Source organism: Pseudoalteromonas sp. MEBiC 03607 (assembly GCF_004792295.1).
GTDB lineage: Bacteria > Pseudomonadota > Gammaproteobacteria > Enterobacterales > Alteromonadaceae > Pseudoalteromonas > Pseudoalteromonas lipolytica_C.
This window is the reverse complement of record NZ_SRRY01000002.1, coordinates 735,342-761,198: the sequence shown is the minus strand read 5'-3', so window position 1 is coordinate 761,198 and position 25,857 is coordinate 735,342. Positions and strand designations below refer to the sequence as shown.

22 protein-coding genes are annotated in these 25,857 nt (G+C 41.2%); 11 read left to right on the top strand and 11 right to left on the bottom strand.

Annotated features, from left to right (window positions below):
* Window positions 1–77: 77 nt before the first annotated feature.
* Window positions 78–839 (bottom strand): SDR family oxidoreductase, encoded by a 762-nt coding sequence (locus E5N72_RS20305; protein WP_205994335.1) that lies wholly within the window; start codon window positions 837–839, stop codon window positions 78–80.
* 107 nt (window positions 840–946) lie between these two features.
* Between E5N72_RS20305 and E5N72_RS20300 the strand changes: the two genes are divergently transcribed.
* Window positions 947–1,855, top strand: coding sequence for a LysR family transcriptional regulator (locus E5N72_RS20300; RefSeq protein ID WP_135926892.1), 909 nt, complete (start codon window positions 947–949; stop codon window positions 1,853–1,855).
* Here E5N72_RS20300 and E5N72_RS20295 read toward each other — a convergent pair.
* From E5N72_RS20295 to E5N72_RS20285, 3 genes are all read right to left on the bottom strand, one after another.
* On the bottom strand, window positions 1,829–2,125 hold the full coding sequence (locus E5N72_RS20295; RefSeq protein WP_135926891.1) for a hypothetical protein: 297 nt from the start codon (window positions 2,123–2,125) through the stop codon (window positions 1,829–1,831). The two genes, E5N72_RS20300 and E5N72_RS20295, sit on opposite strands and share 27 nt — an antisense overlap.
* Before the next feature lie 161 nt (window positions 2,126–2,286).
* Complete coding sequence (locus E5N72_RS20290) at window positions 2,287–2,679, bottom strand: DUF4345 domain-containing protein (RefSeq protein ID WP_135926890.1); 393 nt, start codon at window positions 2,677–2,679, stop codon at window positions 2,287–2,289.
* 339 nt (window positions 2,680–3,018) lie between these two features.
* Window positions 3,019–5,472: a prolyl oligopeptidase family serine peptidase gene (locus E5N72_RS20285; protein WP_135926889.1), complete on the bottom strand. Its 2,454-nt coding sequence runs from the start codon at window positions 5,470–5,472 to the stop codon at window positions 3,019–3,021.
* 161 nt (window positions 5,473–5,633) lie between these two features.
* On the opposite strand from E5N72_RS20285, the gene E5N72_RS20280 reads away from it, so the two are divergent.
* From E5N72_RS20280 to E5N72_RS20265, 4 genes are all read left to right on the top strand, one after another.
* Window positions 5,634–6,641 carry a LacI family DNA-binding transcriptional regulator gene (locus E5N72_RS20280; protein ID WP_135926888.1) on the top strand — a complete coding sequence of 336 codons (1,008 nt, stop codon included), beginning with the start codon at window positions 5,634–5,636 and terminating at the stop codon, window positions 6,639–6,641.
* On the top strand, window positions 6,638–7,858 hold the full coding sequence (locus E5N72_RS20275; protein WP_135926887.1) for a glycosyltransferase: 1,221 nt from the start codon (window positions 6,638–6,640) through the stop codon (window positions 7,856–7,858). The genes E5N72_RS20280 and E5N72_RS20275 overlap by 4 nt, the downstream gene beginning before the upstream one ends.
* 149 nt (window positions 7,859–8,007) lie before the next feature.
* A complete protein-coding gene (locus E5N72_RS20270; RefSeq protein ID WP_135926886.1) occupies window positions 8,008–9,234 on the top strand; it encodes a threonine/serine exporter family protein in 1,227 nt (408 codons plus the stop codon).
* 124 nt (window positions 9,235–9,358) lie between these two features.
* Entirely contained in the window at window positions 9,359–11,599 is a 2,241-nt protein-coding gene (locus tag E5N72_RS20265; protein WP_240704572.1) for a multiheme c-type cytochrome, read from the top strand.
* 55 nt (window positions 11,600–11,654) lie between these two features.
* On the opposite strand, the gene E5N72_RS20260 is transcribed toward E5N72_RS20265, so the two are convergent.
* Window positions 11,655–13,151 (bottom strand): arylsulfatase, encoded by a 1,497-nt coding sequence (locus E5N72_RS20260; RefSeq protein WP_135926884.1) that lies wholly within the window; start codon window positions 13,149–13,151, stop codon window positions 11,655–11,657.
* A gap of 357 nt (window positions 13,152–13,508) precedes the next feature.
* On the opposite strand from E5N72_RS20260, the gene E5N72_RS20255 reads away from it, so the two are divergent.
* From E5N72_RS20255 to E5N72_RS20245, 3 genes are all read left to right on the top strand, one after another.
* Window positions 13,509–14,300, top strand: coding sequence for a hypothetical protein (locus E5N72_RS20255; protein ID WP_135926883.1), 792 nt, complete (start codon window positions 13,509–13,511; stop codon window positions 14,298–14,300).
* 35 nt (window positions 14,301–14,335) lie between these two features.
* Window positions 14,336–15,502 carry a BamA/TamA family outer membrane protein gene (locus tag E5N72_RS20250; protein ID WP_240704571.1) on the top strand — a complete coding sequence of 389 codons (1,167 nt, stop codon included), beginning with the start codon at window positions 14,336–14,338 and terminating at the stop codon, window positions 15,500–15,502.
* A 110-nt stretch (window positions 15,503–15,612) separates the two neighbouring features.
* Entirely contained in the window at window positions 15,613–16,071 is a 459-nt protein-coding gene (locus E5N72_RS20245) for a hypothetical protein (RefSeq protein ID WP_135926882.1), read from the top strand.
* Here the strand turns inward: E5N72_RS20245 and map are convergent.
* From map to E5N72_RS20230, 3 genes are all read right to left on the bottom strand, one after another.
* Window positions 16,063–16,845: a type I methionyl aminopeptidase gene (gene map / locus E5N72_RS20240; protein ID WP_135926881.1), complete on the bottom strand. Its 783-nt coding sequence runs from the start codon at window positions 16,843–16,845 to the stop codon at window positions 16,063–16,065. The genes E5N72_RS20245 and map overlap by 9 nt on opposite strands.
* The gene (locus E5N72_RS20235; protein WP_135926880.1) at window positions 16,838–17,044 is read right to left on the bottom strand and encodes a ParD-like family protein; all 207 of its coding nucleotides are present in this window, start codon (window positions 17,042–17,044) and stop codon (window positions 16,838–16,840) included. Before E5N72_RS20235 ends, map begins: the two co-directional genes overlap by 8 nt.
* A 72-nt stretch (window positions 17,045–17,116) precedes the next feature.
* Entirely contained in the window at window positions 17,117–18,601 is a 1,485-nt protein-coding gene (locus E5N72_RS20230; RefSeq protein WP_135926879.1) for a S41 family peptidase, read from the bottom strand.
* Window positions 18,602–18,807: 206 nt separating this feature from the next.
* On the opposite strand from E5N72_RS20230, the gene E5N72_RS20225 reads away from it, so the two are divergent.
* Window positions 18,808–19,281, top strand: coding sequence for a hypothetical protein (locus E5N72_RS20225; protein WP_135926878.1), 474 nt, complete (start codon window positions 18,808–18,810; stop codon window positions 19,279–19,281).
* 592 nt (window positions 19,282–19,873) lie between these two features.
* On the opposite strand, the gene E5N72_RS20220 is transcribed toward E5N72_RS20225, so the two are convergent.
* Entirely contained in the window at window positions 19,874–21,394 is a 1,521-nt protein-coding gene (locus E5N72_RS20220; protein ID WP_135926877.1) for an aldehyde dehydrogenase family protein, read from the bottom strand.
* Between the two features lie 177 nt (window positions 21,395–21,571).
* Between E5N72_RS20220 and E5N72_RS20215 the strand changes: the two genes are divergently transcribed.
* Complete coding sequence (locus E5N72_RS20215; RefSeq protein ID WP_135926876.1) at window positions 21,572–22,480, top strand: AraC family transcriptional regulator; 909 nt, start codon at window positions 21,572–21,574, stop codon at window positions 22,478–22,480.
* Here E5N72_RS20215 and E5N72_RS20210 read toward each other — a convergent pair.
* A complete protein-coding gene (locus tag E5N72_RS20210) occupies window positions 22,470–23,141 on the bottom strand; it encodes a YoaK family protein (protein WP_135926875.1) in 672 nt (223 codons plus the stop codon). The two genes, E5N72_RS20215 and E5N72_RS20210, sit on opposite strands and share 11 nt — an antisense overlap.
* Before the next feature lie 130 nt (window positions 23,142–23,271).
* Between E5N72_RS20210 and E5N72_RS20205 the strand changes: the two genes are divergently transcribed.
* Window positions 23,272–24,303, top strand: coding sequence for a LacI family DNA-binding transcriptional regulator (locus E5N72_RS20205; RefSeq protein WP_135926874.1), 1,032 nt, complete (start codon window positions 23,272–23,274; stop codon window positions 24,301–24,303).
* On the opposite strand, the gene gtfA is transcribed toward E5N72_RS20205, so the two are convergent.
* Window positions 24,300–25,772 (bottom strand): sucrose phosphorylase, encoded by a 1,473-nt coding sequence (gtfA, locus tag E5N72_RS20200; RefSeq protein WP_135926873.1) that lies wholly within the window; start codon window positions 25,770–25,772, stop codon window positions 24,300–24,302. The two genes, E5N72_RS20205 and gtfA, sit on opposite strands and share 4 nt — an antisense overlap.
* Window positions 25,773–25,857: the final 85 nt, after the last annotated feature.

The following is a 25,857-nucleotide window of genomic DNA, read 5'->3' as shown; positions in this document are numbered from 1 at the left end:
GTTTATTACTTAAAAAGAGAAAGCGATTAAATCACATTCACTTAAATAAGCAAACAAACACGCGATTGCTAACAGGGTCATAAAAACATACCGCCCGATGCTTCAATGCGTTGCCCGGTCACCCAACGGTTTTCATCACCGAGTAATTGCGCAATCATAGGACCAATATCATCAGCTTGGCCAACGCGTCCCATGGCTGTAAATGAACTCACTAATTGAGCAACATGCTCATTATCACGGACAGCACCGCCACCAAAATCAGTGGCAATTGCGCCTGGTGCGACGACATTCACGGCAATATTGCGACCAGCAAGTTCCTTTGCCAGGTATTTAGTTAATACCTCAACGGCTCCTTTCATGGTGGCGTAGGCCGCTTTTCCCGGTAATGCAAAACGTGTCAGCCCTGAAGATAAGTTAATAATACGCCCGCCATCATTGATCATCTCATGCAATGTTTGCGTTAAGAAAAACACACCTTTTACATGAACATTCATCAAATTATCAAACATAGCTTCGCTGGTATCAGCAAATGCACTGTCACTGCCATGACCTGCATTATTGATTAAATAATCAAATCGAGATGTTTGCCATTGTGTTGCTAAGGTACTTTCAAGTGTTTGTTTGAATTCAGCAAAACCTAAAATATCGCTCACATCAAGTTGAATGGCGACGGCTTTTGCCCCCAGTGCAGCTACTTCCTCTACAACTTGCTGCGCTTCATCTTTATGGCTTCTGTAAGTAAATACACAATCAATGTTCTTACGTGCCAAACTTAAAACTGTATTTTTACCTAAACCGCGATTACCACCTGTGATCACTGCAATTTTGTTGCTCATCATGCTTACCCTTTTGCTTTGAAGTAATTGTGAGCAACCAGTATATTTACACTGCAAAACCAGATAAACCATGTAAAATTGAATTAACTGTTCGTAAATAACAAACAATCATGAATGAACTGAATGCCATGAAAACCTTTGTTCAGGTTGCAGAGCTAAAAAGCTTTTCGGCTGCAGCACTTGCGTTGAGCATGCCTAAATCATCCGTCTCGCAGTTGGTCAAACAACTCGAAGATACGTTAGGTGCTCGGCTTCTAAACCGCACAACAAGGCGAGTTACGCTGACCAACGAAGGCACGGTTTTTTATCAGCGCTGCAAAGATATGCTTGCTGATATAGACGAACTACAAACCCTATTTCATAAAAAAGACGAAGCGTTATCAGGGCGTCTTAGAGTAGATATGCCACAGCCAATTAGCCGGCGTTTAGTGCTGCCGAATCTAGACAGCTTTTTATCTGCACACCCGCAATTAGAGATTGAACTGAGTAGTTCAGACAGACGAGTTAACCTAATTGAAGAAGGCTTTGATTGCGTAGTGCGAGTCGGTCAATTAGAAGACTCATCGCTGATTGCGAAAAGAATTGGCCACTGCCCGATGATTAACTGTGTAAGCCCAGGTTATATTAAAAACTATGGCAACATCACAAAACTTAGCGATTTAGCCGAGCACTACATTGTTCGCTATAGCCAAACACTCGGTCAACTTGACCCCGGCTTCGAATACCAAGATACACAAGGCGATTGGCAAACCCTCACCATGAAATCGCAGCTCACAGTCAACAATACTGATGCTTATAAAGCAGCGTGTTTAGCAGGGCTTGGCCTTATTCAAGTGCCTCGTCATGGGGTTCTCGACGAGCTCAGCCGTGGTGAACTTATCCAAGTTTTACCTGACTATAATTTGCCGCCCATGCCTATGAACATCGTCTACCCAAATCGACGTCACTTACCAAGACGTACCCGAGTGTTTATTGATTGGTTAAGCGAGCAATTAAAACCGATTATCAAACAAAAATGATAAGCGTTCATCAGCTTTAGATGGCGTTAACTCAATGATTTCAGATTTAACTACATTTTCGATTACAAAAGGATCTTCAGCGATAATTTCTTCGATCTCCTGTTTTGAAACATCGACTGCAATAATGCCGCCGCCTGCGTTAGGCTGCAAGCTTCCAGATAATACAAAAATACCTTTATCAAAGCCTGTCTGAAGCCACTTTTTATGGCCTTCCATGAAATCTTTAGCTTGAGATTTATTATCAGAAAACGTTAGTTGAATTATAAACATTTCATTATTCCTTTAATGTATTAGTGAACTCACTTTCAAATTGCTGTAGTAATTTTAAACAAACGCTGAAAATTAAAAAATAAAATTAGAAGCTTAAACCACGTTCGTGTAAAAATGGCGGTTTATTATTGACTCAATTCAACCAATCCAATGAGTGTTTTTTACTCTTCATTCTGCTTTTGTGTTATAAGAAACAATGCACTGAAACCTATAGAAAATTCCAATATAAAATATAAAATTAATAGCCAGTGGGGCAACCCGTCTAACATGAAGCTTAATAACCTACCCATTGCTAAACCAAGCATAAATATAGATAACGCGATTAATGCAATACGACGATACGATGCTCTTACAACCCCTAAAAGCCAGAACGCCAAATTAAATATGTACAAAAACATGACAGCTCTAAAAATATGATTGCCATTAACATTGTTTATATCTAGCTCAAACAGGTAATTTAGACTTAGCTCAGGATTTACTCCATAAGAAAGAGCTATAGGAATTAAGCCAAAAGACGCAATAAGAAGTAAGGCACAACTTTTATCTATTTTCATCTTTACCATTGGTCAAATCTCTTAGTATGAAAATTTAGTTCCGGCCGATACTCACCCCACAACCAGCATCAAAAACCATATACATGACTGATAACTAGAACATCATTTATCCTAGAGTTGGTAAACTGCTTGTTTCACCATTCAGTCTAAATCTACTACCACTTGACGGACTTAGTAAGAATATTTTAATTAATATTGGTTAAATCAGAAAAATCTTACATTCTCATGCTTATGATCATTTGCCAGTTTTTAAATATAAATCGATAAAAGAATATGAAAGTAGCCAATACAAAAATCCCCGCTATAAAGCGGGGATTTTTAATTTAAGTATTTTACTAATTACTGAGTGTCGCCTTCAACGGCAACTGGCTCTTCGGGTTTTTCGTCACTTAATAAGTATTTATCTAACCACTGCTCTTGCTCCCAAAGCACATGTAGCAGGCTCTTTCGAGCGCGATAGCCATGCGCCTCATAAGGCAACATAACTAAACGAGCCTCTTTTCCTAGGCCTTTTAATGCAGCGTACATACGCTCGCTTTGCATTGGAAACGTGCCAGAATTAGGATCTTCTTGACCGTGGATCATCAGCATAGGCTCATTGATTTTCTCAGCATGGAAAAACGGTGACATCGCCGCGTAAACATCTTGTGCTTGCCAAAAATCACGCTCTTCACCTTGGAAACCAAATGGCGTTAGGGTGCGGTTGTAAGCACCACTGCGGGCAATACCCGTTTTAAATAAGTCGCTGTGTGCTAGTAAATTCGCCACCATAAAGGCACCATAAGAGTGACCGGCAATGGCAATTTTGTCTTTATCTGCCACACCTTTTTCTACAAGTACATCTACCGCTGCCTTAGCACTTGCCACCAGCTGCTTACGGAATAAGTCGTTCGGCTCTTTACCATCAACACCCACAATTGGCATTTTCGGGTCATCAAATACGGCAATACCTTTTGCAAGATAAGGCATTGGACCCCAATAACCGATATAGGTAAATTCATACGGCGATTCGCGCATTTGTGACGCAACAGCTTTATCTTTATATTCAAGTGGATAAGCCCACATTAGAACTGGTAACGGGCCTTGAGTTGCATCATAACCCGGCGGCAAATAAAGCGTACCACTTAGCTCAACGCCATCGTCACGTTTGTATCGAATTAACTCTTTAGTCACTCCTTTAAATTCTGGGTAAGGGTGCTCAAAGGTCGTAAGTTGAGTGAGGGTTTTATCGTCTAAGTCGCGAATAAAGAAGTTAGGCTGCTCAGTTTTAGATTCACGAATGGTAATTAAACGTTCGCCTTCGTCATCAAGCATTGCACGCACACGCTCATAGTATGGCGCTTCTGACTGCCAAACGCGTGTTGTGGTATTGGTTTTTACATCATAACGGTCTAAAAACGGAATATTGCCTTGTTCAGATGCACCGTTACCGCGTAAGAAAAGGTAACGACCGCCAACCACTTTTAATACATCAGCACCTAAGTCATTCTTTTCATAAATTGGATAGCCGGGATCTTTGTAGGCATCGTTATAGCTACGCTCAGAAAATAGCACGCGGTTTTTATCTGCATTACGCGGTTGAATAACAAAAACTCGTTTTTGTCGGTCGCTAAAGCGCCACTCAGATAATAAGGCTACATTGCCATTGCCCCAAGCAATTGAGTCAAAACGGCGTTCAACTTTAGCAAATAACTTAGCATCACGTTTAAATGGTGCTCTTAGGCTATAAAGGTAATCGTGATGAGGCACGTCAGTTTTCATATCACCGCCGTCTTGTGCTTCTGCCCAAATGACTTCAGCGCCTTGATCTGCTCGCCATTGAAATTCGCGGCGACCAGTACGCACACTGTCATAACCTTGTGGAATGTTATCTGCTAAAGGCTGTTTTGCGAGCTCAGCTAAAGTATAACCACGCATGCCCCAAATTTGCCAAGTCGCAGCAAAACGACTGAAAGGTACTTGATATGAAAAAGGCTCATCAATCATACCAACCAAAATGTTGGTTGAATCAGGCGAGACCGAAAACGCTTTAATTAACCCAGGTTGACCAATCGGTTGGCCCTGACCACTGAGCGGAATATAAGTTAATTGGCTTTGTGCGTAAAACTTAAATAGGGCTTCATCAAATGGGCTAGTTAATAAGTTTTGATAAGTTCTCGCTGGTGCTTTCTCACCACTACTTTGTTGAATAACAGGCATCACTTGCGTGCTATCGTTTGTTAAGCGAGCTTTACCAATATTAACCGCTGCATTAGCAACAATGGCGCTGCTATCTGGTAGCCAAGTATAAGGTGTGCTGGTTAAAACCGAATTAAGCGAGGTGTCACTTAACTGACGGGCTTGTTTAGTACTAACATTATAAACCCATAAATTAGCACTGGATGCTTGCTCAACCACAAACGCTAAGTACTGACTGTCACTTGACCAACTTGGTGAGCGTAAAATGCCATTTGGCAAACCCGATACAACAATTTCAGAGCCGGTTTCAACATGCTTAAGCACTAAAGATGTAAACTTATTACGCACTCGTGAGCGCGAAAAATTAGCAGGGTTAAGCTTAATACCCGCAAGTTTTAACTCTTCTTTAGCCAAGTCTTGTAGTGTATCAATGCGTTTTCTATCAAATAACGCCAGCCACTGACCATCATTTGATAAATAACTACTCGGCGCAAGCTTAGCGTCAACCACAGCAGCTAGCGCTGGCGATGGAGTTTGATAACCTTGATTAGCAAAACTGGGTGTGCAAACAGCTGCGCCAATGACTAGCGCAAAAAGCAATTTAAATGCTTTCATGTTCGTTCCTTTTTCGTTTTTATTTTCGATTATGTAAACAAGTAGAACATGTTTGCAGCATTTCATAAAGAGTTTCGGCTCTTTTGGCAGCCAATCAGTGACTTAAACAGCTACTTTAAGCTAAAATAGACACACGCTATTCACCACTTTTGCTAATAAAAATGAAAAAATCGACAGGCAAAGTCACTATCTGGGATGTTGCTGAACAGGCACAGGTTTCAAAATCAACCGTGTCTTTGGTCCTTACCAACAGTGATAAGGTCAGTAAAAAGAGTAAAGAAAAAGTGCTGGCAGCCATTGATAAGCTAGGCTATGTGTATAACCGTGATGCAGCAGCGCTTCGCAGTAAACGATCTAACCTAGTCGCGTTGGTTATAAATGATTTAACCAACCCCTACTCAGCTCAACTTGCTGTTGGCCTCGAAAAACACATTTTTGAGCTTGGTATGTTGCCGATGCTGGTAAATATTGCAGAGTGCGTAGAAAGACAAACCCAAGTGGTGAAAACCTTAAAAGAATATAATGTAGCAGCATTTATTATGTGTCCGGCTCCGGGCACACAGCAGCAGTGGCAAGATGATCTCATAAATAGTGGTTTTCCGGTTATTAATATCATGCGCGAAATTCCATTTTCATCAGCGCCGTGTATTTTGCCTGATAACAAGAAAGGCACACACATTTCAACCAGTCATATTTTATCGCAAGGTATTGAAGATATAGCCTTTTTAGGTGGCACCGCAGAAATATCTGATTACCATGAACGTTTAAGTGGTTTTTTATCTGCGCTGGAGCAATTTAATATCACTGACGAAAAACCTGTTATTCAAGCGCCGACCAATCGCCAAGGTGGTCGAGAAGCCTTTAATACCCTTATAAAGCAAGCGCCAAATACCAAAGCCATTGTCTGTTTTAATGATGTTATTGCCTACGGCGCGATTGAAGCAATGCGTCAACACGGTCTCGAGCCGGGTAAAAATATCAAAGTTATTGGCTTTGATGACTTAGAAGATTCGCGCTTAATGCTGCCTTCTCTTTCGACCATCGCTATTAATGCCGACGAGATCGGTAAACGCACCTGTCAGGTGTTAAAAGAACTATTAGATAAATCAACACCCCCAGTTCGCACCTTGGTGGATGTTAACTTAAAAATACGAGACTCAAGTCAATGAAAAAAGTGTTAGTGATCGGCTATGTTTGGCCTGAGCCTAATTCGTCTGCAGCCGGCACCCACATGATGTCACTCCTACGCGCCTTTCGTGCAGAAAATTGGCAAGTTGAATTTGCAAGCCCAGCGCAAAAAACCGAACATATGGTAGATCTCAGCGAAGATGGCATCACCACGCAGGTAATTGCATTAAACTGCTCAAGCTTTGATGAGTACGTGCAAGCGTATAATCCTGATATTGTGATGTTTGACCGCTTTATGATGGAAGAACAGTTCGGTTGGCGAGTCGATAAATACTGCCCTAAGGCAATTAAGATTCTTGATACCGAAGATTTACAGTGCCTCAGAAATGCACGCCACGAAGCTCACATAGCAGGCCGAGAATTCAGCCATAGCGATTTACACAGTGATATTGCAAAGCGAGAAATCGCCGCTATTTTACGCTCAGACATCAGCTTAATTATCTCGCACTACGAGATGCAGCTACTCAATGACATTTTCAAAGTTGATAGCGCCCTACTTCACCACTTACCATTTTTGGTTGATTTGCAGCATATTCCTACCAGCACCAAAGCATTTGCAGAGCGTAAACACTTTATGACCATAGGTAATTTTCGTCATGCGCCAAACTGGGATGCTGTTTTGTACTTACAACAAATTTGGCCGCTGATCCGCAAACAATTGCCCGATGCCGAACTTCACATTTATGGCTCTTACCCGCCACCAAAGGCGACAGCGCTGAACAATCCAAAAACCGGTTTCTTAATAAAAGGCTGGGCTGATGATGCCTACAAAGTCATGGAAGATGCACGCGTGTGTTTGTCTCCACTGCGTTTTGGTGCAGGTATTAAAGGCAAGTTACTCGAAGCAATGATCATGCAAACACCAAGCGTAACAACTCCGATTGGCAGTGAAGGCATGCATCAAAACGAGCCGTGGTCAGGTGCAATATGTGAAGATGCACAGCAATTTGCTGATGCAGCAGTGGCACTTTATCAAGATGAAGCGTTATTTACTCAGGCACAGCAAAATGGCCAGCTGTTATTGCAAAAATATTATGATAAATCAAAACTTCAGTCGCAGTTAATCGCTAAAATCACCGCCATTAGTGAGTCATTAGCACAGCATAGACAGCAAAATTTTACCGGCCAAATGCTCAAACATCACACCATGCGATCTACCCAATATATGGCGCAATGGATTGAAGCTAAAAATAAGTAATTTTGCCGTAAATAACACTAGACATAGCGGCTTTTGTCGCTAAAATCGCGCTGGTGAATTTAAGCGATATAGTCTTGCTACTAGACTATATCTTATTGAATTTTGGTCTATCCTTAACTGAACAATTTAACCTTTGGTTCAAAACGCCTTTGAAAACCGCAACGTTTACTGAAAAACGAAAATTTATCGTGAAGCTTGGCAAAATGCTTCATAAATACGGTACACCTGCTTACCGACTAGAAGCGCACTTAATGGAAGTTGCGACTTACCTCGGCTTAAAATCATCTTTTGTTATGTCGCCAACATCAGTGACCTTTGTTATTTGGACAGATGGTCACGAAGAAGAGTACACCCATGTTGCGCGTGTTGATCCGGGCGATCACGACTTAGGCTCGCTGGCAGATACCGATGATTTAGTAAACAAAATGCTTAACGGTGAGCTAACGCTACAAGAGGTCGATAAACAACTCGACATCATTTACAACCTGCCAAACCCGTATAATAAATTTATGACCGGCGTTGCTTTTGCAACCTCTGGCGGTGCATTTGCCATGTTAATGGGTACCGGTTGGAATGATGTGTTTTGGTCAGCACTGATCACCTTAGTGGTGTACTTATTTGTGCTTTGGTCAACACGCTCAAAACGCGTCGCGCATATGCTTGAGCCTTTAGTGGCCATTGTTTCTGCAATTATCGCGTGTGCGGTCAGTGTTTACCTAGACGCCGAAATAAACATACGATTGGTGGTGCTATCAGCCATCATTGTGTTTATACCCGGCTTAGCATTAGCCCTTGGATTAGCAGAGCTTGCAGCACGGCACTTGGTGTCTGGTACAGCACGGGTGATGGACTCATTCATGCTGCTGTTTAAGCTCTATTTTGGCGCTTTTATTGGTATTGGAATTGGTTTCGCTATGTTTGGTCAAGCAGACTACGTGCAACCAGAGCCTTTACCAAAATGGACAGCATGGCTTGCTATATTCATGCTATGTAGCAGCCTAATCGTGATTTTTAGAACCAAACTAAAGCATGCGGGTTGGTCTATTGCGTCTGGCTTTATCGCCTATGGCACAAGCATTGGATCTGCCATGTATCTAGACTACACACTTGGCACATTTGTTGGCGCTTTATCTGTAGGGATTTTTAGTAACTTGTTTAACCGTGTTGCTAATGCACCTGCTTCCATTGTTGCTATGCAAGGCTTAATCGTATTAGTACCGGGGAGTAAAACCTATATTGGTTTGAACTCATTAATTGAAGGTCAAGATTTCGTCTATGCTGAGCATATTGGTCAACAAACCTTCTTGATATTTATGTCATTAGTGGCGGGGCTTATTTTTGCTAACGTCGCGCTTCCACCAAAGAAAAGTCTATAATCTACTAAGCCCGAGTTTATCGGGCTTTTTTACACCCTCGTTTTAATAAGCCGACTTTGCTTATCAGTAACAAACTGATATAACTCATAAGTGCATGTGGTAAAAATAAAAAAGGATTTATTTAGTGATAAGATTGGCTTGGCTGCTATGCAGCTTGTTCGCATTTAGTGTGTTTGCAGAAACCCTGTGTGTTAACTGTCATCAGACCCAAGTTGAAGACTGGCAAACATCCCATCATTTTCATGCTATGGAAAAAGCCACTCCCACTTCGGTGCTTGGTAATTTCAATGATCAAACTCTAGACTACCAAGGCCAACCAGCGCGCTTCTATCAACAAGGCCAACAACTTTTTATAAGCATGCCAAACCTTGATGGCAAGCTAACTGACTACCCTGTTTTATACACATTTGGCTATGAGCCATTGCAGCAATACATGTTTGATATGGGCAATGGCCACATACAGCTATTTCCGTTTGCGTGGGACTCACGCAGCAAAGCGCAAGGCGGTCAGCGCTGGTTTGTATTGCATCCTGAGCAGAAACAGCATGACCTATTTCATTGGGCGCAAAAAGGCCAAAACTGGAATCATATGTGTGCTGATTGCCACTCAACTGATTTCAAAAAGCAGTTCGACCTTAAAACGAATAGCTTTAACTCAAGTTATTCAAGCATTAACGTGAGCTGTAAAGCGTGTCATGGCGATAGCCAAGCTCATTTAAAATGGGCTGATGGCGATAGCAGTATTGCCGATAAGGGCTTTACCCATAACATTAAAAAGCAAACCCCACTGTTTACTCAACAAGCTGATGGCAGTATGCAAAGCGTACAGCCACTGGTAAAAAGCGAGCAAGTGCAAGTGTGTGCAACCTGTCATGCTCGCCGTTCACAGCTTGATGACCGCAAAGACCCACATAGCTTTTTACAAAACTTTCAAGGCTCTTTACTCACTCCTGAGCTTTATCACGTTGATGGTCAAGTATGGGATGAAGACTATGTATGGGGCTCGTTTTTACAAAGTAAAATGTTCAATGCAGGGGTTACCTGTACTAACTGCCATAACCCTCATTCGGGTAAATTAAAACTGCCTGGGAATCAAACTTGTACGCAATGTCATAGCCAAGAGGTGTTCGATACACCTAAACATCACGGCCATAAAGTGGCAAGTACAGGTAGCCAATGTGTCGATTGTCATATGCCCACCACTGCCTATATGCAAGTAGATGCAAGGCGCGACCACAGCTTTCGAGTACCTCGCCCTGATTTAACGTTAAAAACCAATGCTCCCAATGCCTGTAATAGCTGCCATGAAGATAAAACGCCGCAGTGGGCGGTCGCCAAAATAAAAGACTGGCACCCAAATTCAAAATATCTTGGTACTGCGCATTTTTCTGAGGCGTTTTATGCCGCCGATAACCGTTTACCTAATGCCTCAACCATGCTGACTAAAATTGTGCAAGATAAGGGCTTTCCTGAGATTATTCGCGCATCAGCGCTCAGCCGCTTAGCCGCAAGCCCAGATAACAACGCTGTCGTTGCGATTGCTCGCTCAGTAAAAGACAACGAGCCATTGAAACGCCAAGCAGCCATTGAAGCGGCAATGCCTTTTGATATCAACCAACGCTGGCGTTTATTAAACCCGCTTTTAGATGATGAACATTTACCAATCAGAGCCGAAGCTGCAAGAGCTCTGGCGGCCATGTTAACTCAGCCGTTCCCAGCAGGCCTCAATGAGCAAGACACTAAGCGCTTAAATTCAGCGCTCGATGAGTACAAAGATATTCAACAATACCAAGCAGAGCGCGGCTACTCGCATTCTAATTTAGGGAATCTGGCGCTCACATTACAAAAGCCAGAACAAGCCAAAGCACATTATTTACAAGCAATCAGTGTTGAGCCTATTTTTGCTCCCGCTTATGTGAATTTAGCTGATTTATATCGCAATCAAGGCGATGAAAATGCCGCGCAAGCTATCTTAAAACAAGGCTTAGCAGTAAACGCAGAAAGCGGCGATATTCATTATGCCCTGGCAATGAGCCTTATTCGCACAAAACAAAAAGACACGGCCCTTAACCATTTACAAAAAGCCGCGCAGTTTGCACAAGAAAATGCAAATTATCAGTATACCTACGCGTTACTGTTACAAGATTTAGGCAATATGCCCGCAGCTATATCTGCCCTTGAACGCGCCTTTAATCTGACTCCGAATAACCCGGATATTAGCTACAGTCTTACACAGTGGTATGTGGCAGAAGAAAACTACAGCCAAGCGTTGTTTTATGCCAGAAACTTAGCGAGGTTAGTGCCCGGTAACCAGCAAGTTCAGCAGTTTGTGAAACAGCTCGAAATGATGAAGAGTATTAATTAATAAGCATTAAAAAAGGGCCAAGTAGGCCCTTTTCTATTTAACTTATGGTTAATAATTAATGACCATAGTTTAGTGATTTTGCTTTTTCGATTGCTTCATTCACGTTAAGTGACGCCGCTTCCTGACGCGGTGGAAACTCAACAAAAGTTTGTACATGCTCATTTAACTTAGCAATGATCGGCTGTAGCAACCAACTCTTACGCATAATTTGGTGAAAGCCAGTGATACCGTCGTAGTGCTCTAATGGATCTTTACGTAAGTTAAATAGCTTAGGCATACTGTGCGTTACCATATCATCGTAATATAACCCTGTTGGTTTGGTTGCAAAGTGCATTTTCCACGGGCCAAAACGAACAGCTGTTAGCTGTGATTCATAGTAGTAAAAGAAGAAGTTACGCGCCGATTTATCCGCCTTACCAGTCCAGTACGCTAAGTTATTCTCACCATCAATATAAACTTTATCTGACTTTTTAAGCTTTTCACGTAAGTTGTTCTCGCCAAGTGCTGCGGCAATCGTTGGGAAAACATCTTCATGCGATGAAATACCATTTAGCTTTAAGCCTTTTGGTATTTTGTTTGGCCAACGAACTAAGAAAGGCACACGCACGCCCCCTTCCCATGTTGTCATTTTTTCGCCGCGGAACGATGTTGTTCCAGCATCTGGCCAACTTGATTGCTCAGGGCCATTATCGCTGGTGTAAATAACAATGGTGTTATCGGCAATTTTTAGCTCATCCAGTTTATCCAGCAGCTTGCCAACATGACCATCGTGTTCCATCAAACCACTACCAAAAATATCTTCTTCAGAGCTAATGCCCGTCGCTAAATTACGACTTTCAGGTTTTAAGTGAGTGTATACATGCATTCGGCTTGTAGCGTGCCAAATAAAGAATGGCTTTTTCGCTTTAACTGCACGCTCCATAAAGTTAAGTGAACGCTCTAACACTTCTTCGTCAAAGGTTTCCATACGTTTGCGAGTAAGTGGACCCGTATCAATGATTTTGCCATTGGCGTAAGATTCGATAACACCACGTGGGCCAAATTTTTTCACAAACTTAGGATCTTTTGGGTAATCCGCTTGCTCTGGCTCTTCAGATACATTTAAGTGATACAAATTACCGTAAAATTCATCAAAGCCATGCTTTGTTGGTAAGTGTTCATCTAAATCACCTAAGTGGTTTTTACCGTATTGCGCCGTCATATAACCGCGATCTTTTAAAAATTCAGCTAAGGTAGGATCGGCTTCTTTAATACCAAGAGGATTTCCCGGTTGGCCTACCGTTGTTAAGCCAGTTCGAATAGGTAATTGCCCCATTAAAAATGCGGCACGACCCGCTGTACAACTAGGCTGAGCATAGTGATCTGTAAACAACGCACCTTCGTTAGCAATGCGATCAATATTAGGGGTTGGGTAGGTCATACCATGTGAGTAGGCACTGAGTGAAATTGGCGCAACGTCATCAACCATAATGGCCAATACGTTTGGCTTATCTGACGCTAGGCTTACTGTTGAAACCAAGCTGCAAATAGCCGCCGCTATTAGTTTTTTCATAAATTATCCCTTTTTATTAATAGTACTATTTACTCCTAAAGAGCTCAGTTTAGTATAAGATGAAAACAAAATGCGTCTAGTTTCTAATCTAGTAAAAAACGATTTAAATCAATTATTCATAAAATCAAAACTTTTTTATTAAAGTATACTCTCTACTGTTTTTACTAGGTTAGCCATTATCATATTTAAACCCAAATCCACTTTATTATATTGCAGCGGGTAGATTCTAAACCGCTATATTCATTTAAAATACTCCAAATTATTTAGCGGCTTGATGATTGAATTCAATAAATAAATAGACTATAAGTACCTTAAGAATTAGTAAGCAACTTTTTATTACTTGTGTAAGGAAAACACATGCCTTTTCTACGAATTTCGTTCTTATTTTCACTTGCGTTTCAACTATCAAACTTGTCAGCTAATGAAAAAGAAGTGCAAGATATGTCGGACCCACTTGCGGTATATACCCAAATAGGCGCAGGCTCAACTAACAAGGGGATTAACCTTAAAGTAGGACAAGCCTATGACACCGGTATAACAACAACTGCTGGCATGAATGTTATCGAAGTGAAAGGGATTTACGGTGATGCGCTAGGCTGGGAGAGTGATAACAAAACCACTGATTCCATTGATTCTTTTCGCTTTCGTAACTTTTCGGTTGATTTAACTTCGATGAGCGCTAAACAACTTGATGCTTCCTACAACCTAAATGCGAATTTGGTTGCAGATGAAAGTATGGATGTTTCGTATAGCTATATAAAAGCATTAAAACCAGTGGGCAAGTTTAGCTTTTACCCGCTTGCCGGAGTCGGAGCATCGATTGGAGAAAATGCTCTTGAAGATGACGGTAGTCGAGACAGTGGTTACTCCATAATGGGAGCCTATGGCTTAGTTGGCATGTACGCAAAAGTGACTATAACTGACAAAATATGGCTTAATTACAATCCTTTTTGGCTAACAACCATTGGTGGAAGTGATAATTATAAAGACCATTACTATGGCCTAAACCAAAGCCATATTTTAACTCATGAGTTTGCTGCAAGTTATCAGATTAACCCGCGTATGAATCTACGCTATTTCGCTAACTGGAATAGAAACGTTGACTTTATGGATGGCGATCATCGTCTAGAATTTAACTATCAACTTTAACAAGACAACAATTGATATTTAAGGTAAGGGATTAAGTGAAAAAAGTAGTAGTAATAAGTGTATTGTCAGCAAGCTTACTAAGTGATTATTGCCTTGCCTCTAGCTATGATGAATACGCAATTAAACCAGCAGAGCAACAATTAAGTAATCAGCAACAAAAAATTGATGAGCCCATTTCGTTTTTACCTATCCCCACGTTTATTACAGAGCCAGCAGTAGGGCCTGGCCTTGGTGTGGTTGGTTTATTTTTTCACGATAATGAAAAGAAAGCTAAAAAAAAGAAAGAGGGCTCTACCCTACCTCAAAGCATCAGTTTAGTTGGCCTAATGGGCACTAAAAATGGCACTAAAGGGGGTGCTGTTGGCCACATAACGTTTTGGGACGAAGACAGAATTCGCTACCAAGGGATTGTTGGCTGGGCGAGTATTAATCTCGATTTTTATACCTTTGATGAAATAAAACTACTCACACCACTTTCACTAAATATTGAAGGCCCTGCAGTATTTCAAAATCTTAAATTACGTTATGACAACAGTAACTTTTTTTATGGTTTTAAGCAGATTTATCGCCAAGTGGATATTAGTCTAGCAGAAAATCCAATTGAAGATTACTTGCTTGAGAATGGCATTATCAAAGAACACCTTTCTCTAGATGTAAATACGTCAGGTATTGGCCCCTTGTTAGAGTACGATAGCCGAGATAACCCACTTAACCCTGAGCGTGGCTTTAACTATAAAGCCGAGTACTTATATTTCGATGAGGCAATTGGCAGTAAAGTTGATTACAGCAGCTTAAAATTAACCGCTCTCAATTACTGGCGTTATACCGATAAGTTTAACTTTGCATTACGTATGCAATATGACTCTGTTAATAATCGAGGTGAAAAACGCTTACCAGTTTATATTCCGCCAAGTATTAGCCTGCGCGGTGTGTCTGCTACCCGTTATCAAGGTTTGGATGTTTTTGTTACTGAAGCAGAAGCAAGCTATAAAATCACCCATAAAATAAAGCTTAATGTGTTTACTGGCATGGGCTGGGCTGCTGATAATTTTTCTGATTTATCAAAGGTAGAAACCATTGATACAGTCGGTGCGGGCTTTCGTTATCTCATCGATGAGCATTATGGTATTACCATAGGGTTAGATGTAGCACATGGCCCAGAACAGAATGCTATTTACATTCAAGCCGGTTCGACTTGGTAATAAAAACAATACTTTTATTGTTATTTTAGCAATCTTGTTGGGCTAAATATTGAATTAATCTATTACACTGCTATTATCAATAGCTTAATAAACATTCAGGGATTGAACGGATGCATAACAAAGTATCAACTAACCATTATCCATTCAAAGATTTTAAGCCACATGGTCTTGTCGAGTTTTACCAACGAGAACACACGCTTTTAACGACTGCTACTGGGCCGTTCAACGAAGAAATAATTGAAGCTCACTCTTTCATGCAACAAGATTATATCAACAAACTCACCACGGCTTATGGTCAATGGTATGAATTGGTTGAATTTGAAAACTCATGCATGGCAACACCTGGGGCTCTTGAAAAACTAATGGTGTATTTTGTTGAGCTTAGACGCAAAGGCATTGCGCCGGCTAAAACAGCCTTAGTCATAAAAGAGGGGCTTGAAGGTGGTAGCTTGCTCACCGATACCTACTGTAATTTATATAAACGAGCAGGTATGGTGATGAATGTATTTAAGTCAAAAACAGCGGCTCTAAATTGGTTAGCAGAAGAGCCTGTTGCTGAATTAGCTTAAAAAGTGGTGCTCTTCTTCGCGCAAGGTTAGCACTTCAACGCCCTCAGCCGTTACCGCTAAAGTGTGCTCCCATTGTGCCGAGAGCTTTTTATCCCTTGTTACCACTGTCCAGCCATCAGGCTTAGTTTTCACTTTAGCAGCCCCCTGATTGATCATTGGCTCTATCGTGAAGGTCATACCCTCTTTTAACACCAGCCCAGTGTTTTTCTTACCGTAATGCAATACTTGTGGCTCTTCGTGCATTTGCTGGCCGATACCATGACCACAATATTCTTTAACCACGCTGTAACCATGTTGATGAGCAAAATTTGCAATCGCATTACCAATATCCCCCAGCCGCACACCGGGTTTTACCATTTTAATCGCATGCCATAGCGCTTGCTGAGTTGTGTCAACCAAACGTTTCGCTAACGGCGACACCTCTCCAATTAAATACATTTTGCTAGAGTCAGCTAAATAGCCATTTTTCTCAAGAGTGATATCAATATTAACAATATCACCCGCTTTCAAAATGCCTTTTTCGTTAGGGAAACCATGACATACCACCTCGTTGACAGAGGCATTTAGTACATAAGGGTAGTCGTACTGTCCTTTACTAGATGGCCTTGCTTGTAACTGATCAACTATGTAACGCTCGACGAGATCGTTTATTTGCATTGTAGTCACTCCTTCTTTTACCAAAGGATCAAGGTAAGCAAATACATCGGCAAGTAATCGGCCAGATTCTCGCATCAAAGCAATTTCGTCTGCATTTTTAATCACAACCTTACTCATCACGCACATCCTTAGCTTTCACATCAGCTAGGCGAAGTTGCTCTTTGATAATATCGCTGTAGGTCATAGTTGGATTTAGCTCAGCAAGCATGCCGATTTTAATCCAATACTCAGATTGTGAGTTGATTGAACGCACCATCGCTGTGCTTGCTTTACGGATTTCTTCGTGTAGCTCATCGCTAATTTTAACAATACCCATTATATGACCTATATATAAAACGTATACAGATCGTAATCGTATAATATAAAAAAGCAAGTTAATATTATTTAATTACAACTCAGCTATCATTTTAACAAGCGCTTGTGTTGTCCATTCAAGTTCGTTGAATTTAATATCAGGTTGATAGTAAAAGCCTTTTTCGCGAGGCCTATTTACATATACTTTAATAGGCAGAATGACTTTAGCAAAACCTGAAGGTAGGGTTTCGAGCCTCACCTCCATGTAGGTAGAATCTGTACTACTTGGTGCGCCAACTAATTGTGTGCTTGCAAACAGCTTAAAACTATCCAGCGCATCTAAACAAGCACTGGCACATTGCCCTGGCACAATCACATAAACAGGTGTAGTAAACTGACTGGCGTTTTTTGGCATTGCTTGTTGCTCTGCAGAGACTATCTCGACATAAAATTGTTCACCCTTTTCATAAGCCGCCTGCATACTTTCGTGGGTTGTCTTTAACCATTGATACCAAGGACTAGCCGTATCATAGCTTGCGACTACATCGCCAAAATAGTCAGTATTGCCTTTAGAAGTTCGCCACCACACTTGGGTATTTTTGTGTAGCTTATAGCGGCCATATTTGAATTGTTCACTGCCCCAAAGTGCTGAGGCTATTTGCTCACTCCACATCGATGAGCCACCTTGATTATGGCGAAGATCAAGCACAACGGCTTTAGCTTGCATTAACTTACTATGCTGCTGTTCAATAGCGCTCAACATCGCTTGATAATCCGCTTGCTGCTGCTCATTAGGTGCATAAGTTGGCATACTGATCCAAGCAATATTCCCTAAAGGCCAATTAAGTTCAATTGGCAACTTATCGCCATTGTAGGCATTTTTAAGTTTTTCATTGACATCATCAGGCCTAACAGTCCAGTTTAATTTTAGGCTATAGGTAGAACCGTCGGCTTTTTCAAATGTACAGCTTTCAAGCGGCGACAAAAACGGGTTGCCATCATCAATTGTTAGTCGCCAGCCATGATTCCACCAACTACCAGGCTGCTGAACTTCGCCGTAATAGCGAAAAACACGCTCAACCAGCAAAGTATTAATTGCTGTATTGTCACAACTCACTAGTTTATCGCCCTTGGCAATTGCATCTAACTCACTGTAATACACTTTTAACGCATCACCGCGCCACACTGTTGAAAAGCCCGGCCAGCTTTTTTGTGGCTTTAATTCTCTGGGCAAGGTATCGATAGCTCCTGCATGACCATCTTGTAGAACAGTTCTAAAACGTGAAATAGCCGCAGCAAAAGCTTGTGAACTATGCGCTTTTACTGCCAGCTTTAAGCCTTCTTGCTTTGCTTTTTCGAGCTGTTTAGCAAAGCCTGGGTTACGTATATCATACATACCAGGGTGATTAATAACCGATAACTGATAGGCCGCTTCAACATCTTTTACAGCAAGTTCAGACCAATTAATCTCAGAGTTAGTTACTGAATGGCTATCTTCGCCATTACATAAGCTCACACCAAGTGGGCTGAAGTTAAGAGCTGTAAAAATAAGTGATGAGTAAAGCGTCAAGGGTTTCATAAAAATCCATTTTAAATAATTATTATGTTTAAAAAACATCCCATTTAAACACTAAGGCATTGTTGTGGCAATAAAAAGTACAACACATGCCAATAGATTAAAAAAATTCATCTATCAAGTTTATTTTAATCGTTTGTCGGTTTAGATGGATTACTCTAAAGTTAACTCATCAGCAAACGATGCTGCGATTAATGAGGAAACCAATCATGTTTAAACCACTTTTAAAACGACTTGCTCTTAGCTCTTTGCTGACATGTTCAGCTTTTGCAATCGCTGATCAAAGTGACTACAAACTGATGGTAATTAGCGACTCAGATTCATCGCAAGCTATTATGCAAGGCCAATATGAAGCAGTGTTAAATAACACAGCTAAAGCGTCTGACGTAAACAGCCAATACGAACTTGCATTTAATCGTTGCGCAGCAAGTGTGAAGTCTAAAAACTTCAGCCACGCAGAATCACTTTGTACTGAAGCTATCAAGCTTCTTAATCAAAGCGAAGTACGCGGCTACAAACGCCGAGAGCTTACTTCATTCGCTTTAAGTAACCGTGGTATCGCACGCATCATGTCGAAAAACGACACTGCTGCACTGTCTGATTTTTATGAAGCGGTAAAAATGTCGGGTAATGATTTAGTTAATCACAACCTAAACCGCGCTAAGCAAAACTTAGCTTTATAACCGAATTGTTGTCACAAAAAGTCTAGTTTGTGTGTTCTCTGGGCTTTTTTATATACCGAGTCATTGCACACGCGGTGACTCAACCAAATTGTTGTCAAAAGCTTAGTTTGTGTGTTCTCTAAGCTTTTTTATTCCGAGTCACTGCATACGCGGTGACTCATCCAAATTGTTGTCAAAAGCTTAGTTTGTGTGTTCTCTAAGCTTTTTTATTCCGAGTCACTGCACTTGCGGTGACTAACCAAATTGTTGTCGAAAGCTTAGTTTGTGTGTTCTCTAAGCTTTTTTATTCCGATTCACTGCACACGCGGTGACTCAACCAAATTGTTGTCAAAAGCTTAGTTTGTGTGTTCTCTAAGCTTTTTTATTCCGAGTCATTGCACACGCGGTGACTCAACCAAATTGTTGTCAAAAGCTTAGTTTGTGTGTTCTCTAAGCTTTTTTATTCCGAGTCACTGCACTTGCGGTGACTCAACCAAATTGTTGTCGAAAAGCCTGGCTTGTGTGTTCGCCGGGCTTTTTTATGCCCGTTATAAAATAAAAACGCCACTAGATGTGGCGTTTGGGTAGTTTCGACAACAATAAGAAATTGCTTTTAAAAGAAGCCCAGTGGGTTTTCGCTGTAACTTACTAATAAGTTTTTGGTTTGTTGGTAATGATCAAGGGCGAGTTTATGTGTTTCTCGACCAATGCCTGACTTTTTATAACCACCAAACGCAGCATGCGCTGGATACATATGATAGCAGTTGGTCCAAACACGGCCCGCTTCAATCTTACGACCAAAGTGATAAGCACGGTTCATGTTTCGACTCCACACACCCGCACCTAAGCCGAACTCTGAGCTATTAGCAAGCGCTAACGCTTCATCTTCATCTTTAAAAGTCGACATTGAAATAACAGGGCCAAAAATCTCTTCTTGGAACACACGCATGTCATTGGTGCCTTTTAACAGTGTTGGTTGAATGTAGTAACCGCCGTTAAACTCATCTGACAGTTGCTCGACTTCACCACCAGCAAGGACTTCTGCCCCTTCCTTTTTACCGATTTCGATGTAGCTTAGGATCTTATCAAACTGAGCTTGTGATGCTTGAGCACCTACCATGGTTTCAGTATCAAGTGGGTTACCCCGTTTAATTTGTAAAGTGCGGGCAAGTACACGCTCAATAAATTGCTCGTAAATATCTTCTTGAATAAATAAACGCGACGGACACGTACAAACTTCGCCTTGGTTAAAGTACGCAAGTACAGCTCCTTCAACAGCCTTACTCAAAAACTCATCGTCTTTTTCCATTACATCATTAAAGAAAATATTTGGCGATTTACCACCTAACTCAACCGTCGAAGGAATAATATTATCAGCTGCACATTTTAAGATATGCGACCCTACGGGTGTTGAACCTGTAAAGGCAATCTTCGCAATTCGAGTACTCGTTGCCAGAGCCTCGCCTGCTTCTTTACCATAGCCATTCACCACATTTAATACACCTGCAGGTAATAAATCACCGATTACTTCAAGCAGTACTAAAATTGATGCAGGCGTTTGTTCAGCTGGTTTTAAAATAACACAGTTACCCGCAGCAAGAGCTGGAGCAAGCTTCCACGCAGCCATTAACAGTGGAAAATTCCAAGGAATAATTTGCCCTACTACACCTAATGGCTCATGAAAATGATAGGCAACGGTAGTTTCGTCTATCTCACCGATTGAACCTTCTTGCGCGCGCACACAACCTGCGAAATAGCGAAAGTGATCAGCCGCGAGTGGCACATCTGCCGCAAGTGTTTCACGAATTGCTTTACCGTTATCCCAGGTTTCGGCCACTGCCAGCATTTCTAGGTTTTGTTCAATACGATCGGCAATTTTTAATAAGATATTGCTACGCTCGGTGACCGACGTTGTTCCCCATGGCGCTTTTGCATCGTGGGCTTTATCAAGTGCCAGTTCGATATCTTCTTTTGATGAACGAGGTACTTTACAAAACACTTTACCGTTTACTGGGCTGATGTTTTCAAAGTATTCTCCTTTTACAGGGGCAACCCATTGGCCACCAATATAATTCTCATACTGCGCTTTAAAGTTAACTTTTGCGCCTTCACTACCTGGGTTTGCATAAATCATAATGTGTTCTCTCTTCAAATTGTTGTGTTTCATTTAGCATTGACTAAATTATGCGGTAGGTTATTGTTTAATGAACCGCTAGCATTTGAAGTTAGCTCAGTTACTGAAAACACACTTGATTCCTAGTCCAGACTTTTTGACTATTTGTCCAGAATTTAGGGCAACAGCGAGGCAACAATGAACACATCAGTTAGCAACAGAAGTTTAGATAAAAAACGACAACGTATTGATGTGCTTATTGAAAATAAAGTTAGTTTTGCTGGCGAACATGCTGAATTAAGTATTTACGACACCTATTTAGATGCGCAAAAAGTGGCCTTACATTCCACTGAGCTACTATTTTGTGGCATGATCAGCGGCAAAAAAATCATGCATGTTGCCGACAGTGATTATCATGAAGAATTTTTGCCAAACCAGTCATTTGTGCTTGCTCCTGAGCAAGGGGTGTTAATCGATTTCCCTAATGCGTCTCTTAATCAACCAACAACCTGTTTAGCGATTGAAATCAGTACCGATAAGATAAGCCAAGTAGTTGATGCTCTTAATTTTAACCAACAAATTACGCAAGATGACTTTTTCCAATATCAAGCAAAGCTAGTTCATGCCCAGCATAACCAGCAAACTCAACAACTACTTGAACGGATGATCACCCTGTTTAGTGAAAATGAGCAACACCGGGATTACTTAATTGATTTATCACTCAATGAACTGATAACCCGCCTGTTACAGCAGCAAAGCCGAGATTTAATGATAGCAAGCTGTAAACAAGGCAAGCTTGCAACCCCGCTAAGCCATGTAATTAGTTATATTGAACAGCACCTTGCTGAGAATATTGATATTGATGTGCTATGCAAGATAGCGTGTATGAGCCGCAGTAAGTTTTATCAGCAATTTAAGCTAGCGTTTGGTGTTACGCCAGCTCTTTGGCAACAGCAATTACGCTTACAAAAAGCGTATAAACTACTTCAAAAAGGTGAAGCGATTAGCCAAGTTTGTTATCAGTTAGGCTTTAATAACCCAAGCCATTTTAGTCGTGTGTTTAAACAAGCCTTTGGCGCAACCCCCAAAAGTATCGCTAATCATTAATTTTTGGGTTTCGATGAGAATAAACCCGATAGGTAAATGCCAACAATACACAAATGGCGCTTGGCACATAAAGCGCTGCAAAGCTTAATTTAGCAAATAACCATGCCCCAGCTAAGCCACCAAAGATAAAGCCTAAAATGATTAGGCCAAACAGTTTAGCCTTACGTTGATCAAGCGCCTCGCCGCGGAAAACTCGACCAAACATAATACCTAAATCGGTAAAGATACCAGTTACATGGGTAGTGCGAACAATTGCGCCGCTGTAAGTTGTTGCCAATGCATTTTGTAACCCACATGCCGCAGAGGCTAAAAAGTGCCCGTAGCCAGAGCCATTGCACAGTAACCAAAGTGCACCGAGTAAAAACACTGCCTCAATAAATAGTGCGGTGTCGTAATGACGCCCTAGTTTAAGTGCTGAACTGTGCAATAAAAACCCAGCAATACCAGACCCTACTAAAAATGACAGTAATACGCCTAATAAATGTAAAGCATCAAGGCTATTGCCATGCATAAGATCTGCTCCAAGCAAGGTTGCAGTTCCCGATAAATGCGATACCGCTTGATGCTCAAAGCTAAGTAAACCAACCGCATTCACGCATCCGGCAACCAATGCCAAAATAAATGCGCCTACTTCAACCCATTTTGGTAACTTAGAAATCACTCGCTCTTTACCTTTTTTATGACCTGTTCTCTCATTCTTTTATGGTACGCCTATTTTTATGACTAAAAACACTTTTTTTCGACTCTTTATATGGTAATTTACAGATAAGTAAATCGATTAAGTGATGATAATGCCCAAGCCAAAAAATTGGACGCTAAAAAGTATTGCCCAAGAGTTAGGCGTTTCAAATGCCACCGTATCAAATGCGTTTAACCGCCCTGATCAACTATCAAAATCTCGCCGCGAGGAGATTTTGGCTGCCTGTAAAAAACTCGGCTATTTTGGCCCTAACAAAGCGGCGCAATCACTGCGCAGAGGGACCTTTAATATCGTTGCCTTGGTGTTGCCAGACAGTGTTGAATACATGGTATCAGATCCCGTTGCAAGCAGCTTTATGCGGGGCGTATCGGCGGTACTCGAAAAAAATGGCATTAACCTTTTATTATTTTCTGGTAATAGCAATAACCTAAATAGCGTAGTCGATTTTGTAGATGGCTTTATCTGTTATGGCCGCCCTCGTAATAAGCAACTTGTTGAACAATTGAAACAAGTACCAAAACATGTGGTGACGGTTGATTTTAATATCGGTCGCGATGCCTCGGTAAACGTTAATAACCAACAAGCCAGTTTTGATATTGCTAAACACGCACTGCAAAAAAATGATGATCGGGTGGCAATTTTAGGGCTGCGCTTACTTGATAACGACGTACTATGCCGAGTTTACGAGCATCACGAGTTTGAAGCTGGTCAGTCTATCGCTCATCAACGACTACGCGGTTATCACCAGGCAATCAGTGATGCTGGCATCACCCTTGGTGATGATAGAACATGGAATATTCCAGAAAGTAGTGAGCGTTTTGCTAGTATTGCCGCCAAAGAAGCGCTTAGCAGCACACCAAGACCAAACGTTTTGTTGTGTATGAGTGATTTAATCGCCCTTGCTGCAATGCGTGAAGCATTAAAAATGGGCTTATCGATTCCAGAAGATGTCAGAATTGTTGGTTTTGATGGCATCGATGAAGGACAACGATTTGTGCCAAAGCTTACGACTGTTCACCAAAACAGCGAAGAAAAAGGCCGCTTAGCAGCGACCTTATTTTTATCGAAAGAGCAGCAAACAGCCGAAATCGACTATCAACTGCAATTGGGGCAAAGTAGTTAAGCTAAAAAGTCAGCCAAATCAACTATGCTTTGTTCGCTGTCGCGGTGATCGACAATGAACACTTCACGGCTAGTAAAGTTGACTTTTAACTCAATTGAGCTGGTATCATCATGCCAGCTTAAACGACACACACTGCCTTCACCGTTCACTGTGAATTCACCGTTAAAAGCTGGGTGCTCATTTCGCAATTGAATAAGTTTAATCAATCCTTTAACCACAGGTTTTGCTAGAGCAGCTTCAATATCTTGTGCATTTAGATAAGGACGATTGATATCACGGCCAACATTTGTACGTGCCAGTAATTCCATATCGTTTTCACAAGCGAACAGACCGCCATAATAAACTTGTGGAATACCTGGCGCGAAGAATTGAATCGCACGCGCTAATAGATAATCAAAGTCATCTGCACCCAGGGCATTATAATACGTACAATTTACTTGATATAAATCAACGTTACTGGCTGCAGCCCCTGTTGCAAGGCGACTTTGCCCATCACTTTTTTCATGAATGGTTTCAACCAAGTTATCAATTTGCTCGGCGTTTAGTAAGCCTGGTTTATCACCCATTGGACCTGCGTCAATAATGCCAATGCCATCATGAGTATCAAGCACTGTTAAACAGTTACGCGGTGAAATTGTTAGCCAATTCACCAATGCTTGCGCATCATTGCTAAATAAACTGTGCAAAATAAGCGGTGGAAGTGCAAAGTCATATACCATATTTACACGTTTTGCGACTGCTACCTGAGTTTGATAATGGCTATGAATTTCGGCAATAGTCTCCATACCAGCATCATTTGCCTGTGCTGAAAGCTTATTTAAATACTCAAACGTTTCGTCCAGCATAAAACAGTTAGTGCCAGCTTCTTTGATAGCATAACCAGCGGCGTCTAAACGAATGATGTTGACATTATTATCAGCAAATTTACCAAGTACAGTGTTTAAGTACTCAATGCCTGCTGTTGATTTCACATTAATATCAATTTGGTTATCGGTAAATGTGGTCCAAAAATCATAGGTTAGGCCATCTCCACATTTAATTGGTGTAAAGCAACTACCTGGACGCGGACGATAAATCGCTTTTTGTTCAGCCTCCGACATGCCATTTGGGAATACATCGTCTTTGGTTAGAAATAAATCCCAAAATTCAGATTGTTTACCTTTGGCTAGCACGTCTTTAAATTGAAACGACTGTGCTGAAACATGGTTAACAATCAAGTCAGCCATCAAATCATAGTTTGCACCAAGCACTTTGATGTCTTCCCAGCTACCAAGACGCGAGTCTACTTCACTATGATCAATAGGATCAAAGCCAGCATCACTGCCATCAATCGGATTATAAAATGGCAACAAATGTACACCTGCAAACACATTGTTAAGTGGGCCATTTAATAAATTACTTAATTCATCAATACCTTGACCGGTAATACGGTCTGCGTAGGTGATTAATTGCACTTTATTGTTGATCATAATTGTTAATACCAAGTTGAAACTTAATCGATTAAGATATATCTTTAACCACGACAGCAAATTATTCAAGCAGTTTTTACAACTT

Bases quoted from the DNA above. Each gene is read 5' to 3' on its own strand.
- E5N72_RS20275 (WP_135926887.1), top strand. From the start codon at position 6,638: ATGAAAAAAGTGTTAGTGATCGGCTATGTTTGGCCTGAGCCTAATTCG.
- E5N72_RS20255 (WP_135926883.1), top strand. From the start codon at position 13,509: ATGCCTTTTCTACGAATTTCGTTCTTATTTTCACTTGCGTTTCAACTA.
- E5N72_RS20230 (WP_135926879.1), bottom strand. From the start codon at position 18,601: ATGAAACCCTTGACGCTTTACTCATCACTTATTTTTACAGCTCTTAAC.
- map (WP_135926881.1), bottom strand. From the start codon at position 16,845: ATGAGTAAGGTTGTGATTAAAAATGCAGACGAAATTGCTTTGATGCGA.
- E5N72_RS20260 (WP_135926884.1), bottom strand. From the start codon at position 13,151: ATGAAAAAACTAATAGCGGCGGCTATTTGCAGCTTGGTTTCAACAGTA.
- E5N72_RS20290 (WP_135926890.1), bottom strand. From the start codon at position 2,679: ATGAAAATAGATAAAAGTTGTGCCTTACTTCTTATTGCGTCTTTTGGC.
- E5N72_RS20225 (WP_135926878.1), top strand. From the start codon at position 18,808: ATGTTTAAACCACTTTTAAAACGACTTGCTCTTAGCTCTTTGCTGACA.
- E5N72_RS20300 (WP_135926892.1), top strand. From the start codon at position 947: ATGAATGAACTGAATGCCATGAAAACCTTTGTTCAGGTTGCAGAGCTA.
- E5N72_RS20220 (WP_135926877.1), bottom strand. From the start codon at position 21,394: ATGATTTATGCAAACCCAGGTAGTGAAGGCGCAAAAGTTAACTTTAAA.
- gtfA (WP_135926873.1), bottom strand. From the start codon at position 25,772: ATGATCAACAATAAAGTGCAATTAATCACCTACGCAGACCGTATTACC.
- E5N72_RS20285 (WP_135926889.1), bottom strand. From the start codon at position 5,472: ATGAAAGCATTTAAATTGCTTTTTGCGCTAGTCATTGGCGCAGCTGTT.
- E5N72_RS20215 (WP_135926876.1), top strand. From the start codon at position 21,572: ATGAACACATCAGTTAGCAACAGAAGTTTAGATAAAAAACGACAACGT.
- E5N72_RS20305 (WP_205994335.1), bottom strand. From the start codon at position 839: ATGATGAGCAACAAAATTGCAGTGATCACAGGTGGTAATCGCGGTTTA.
- E5N72_RS20295 (WP_135926891.1), bottom strand. From the start codon at position 2,125: ATGTTTATAATTCAACTAACGTTTTCTGATAATAAATCTCAAGCTAAA.
- E5N72_RS20280 (WP_135926888.1), top strand. From the start codon at position 5,634: ATGAAAAAATCGACAGGCAAAGTCACTATCTGGGATGTTGCTGAACAG.
- E5N72_RS20205 (WP_135926874.1), top strand. From the start codon at position 23,272: ATGCCCAAGCCAAAAAATTGGACGCTAAAAAGTATTGCCCAAGAGTTA.
- E5N72_RS20235 (WP_135926880.1), bottom strand. From the start codon at position 17,044: ATGGGTATTGTTAAAATTAGCGATGAGCTACACGAAGAAATCCGTAAA.
- E5N72_RS20245 (WP_135926882.1), top strand. From the start codon at position 15,613: ATGCATAACAAAGTATCAACTAACCATTATCCATTCAAAGATTTTAAG.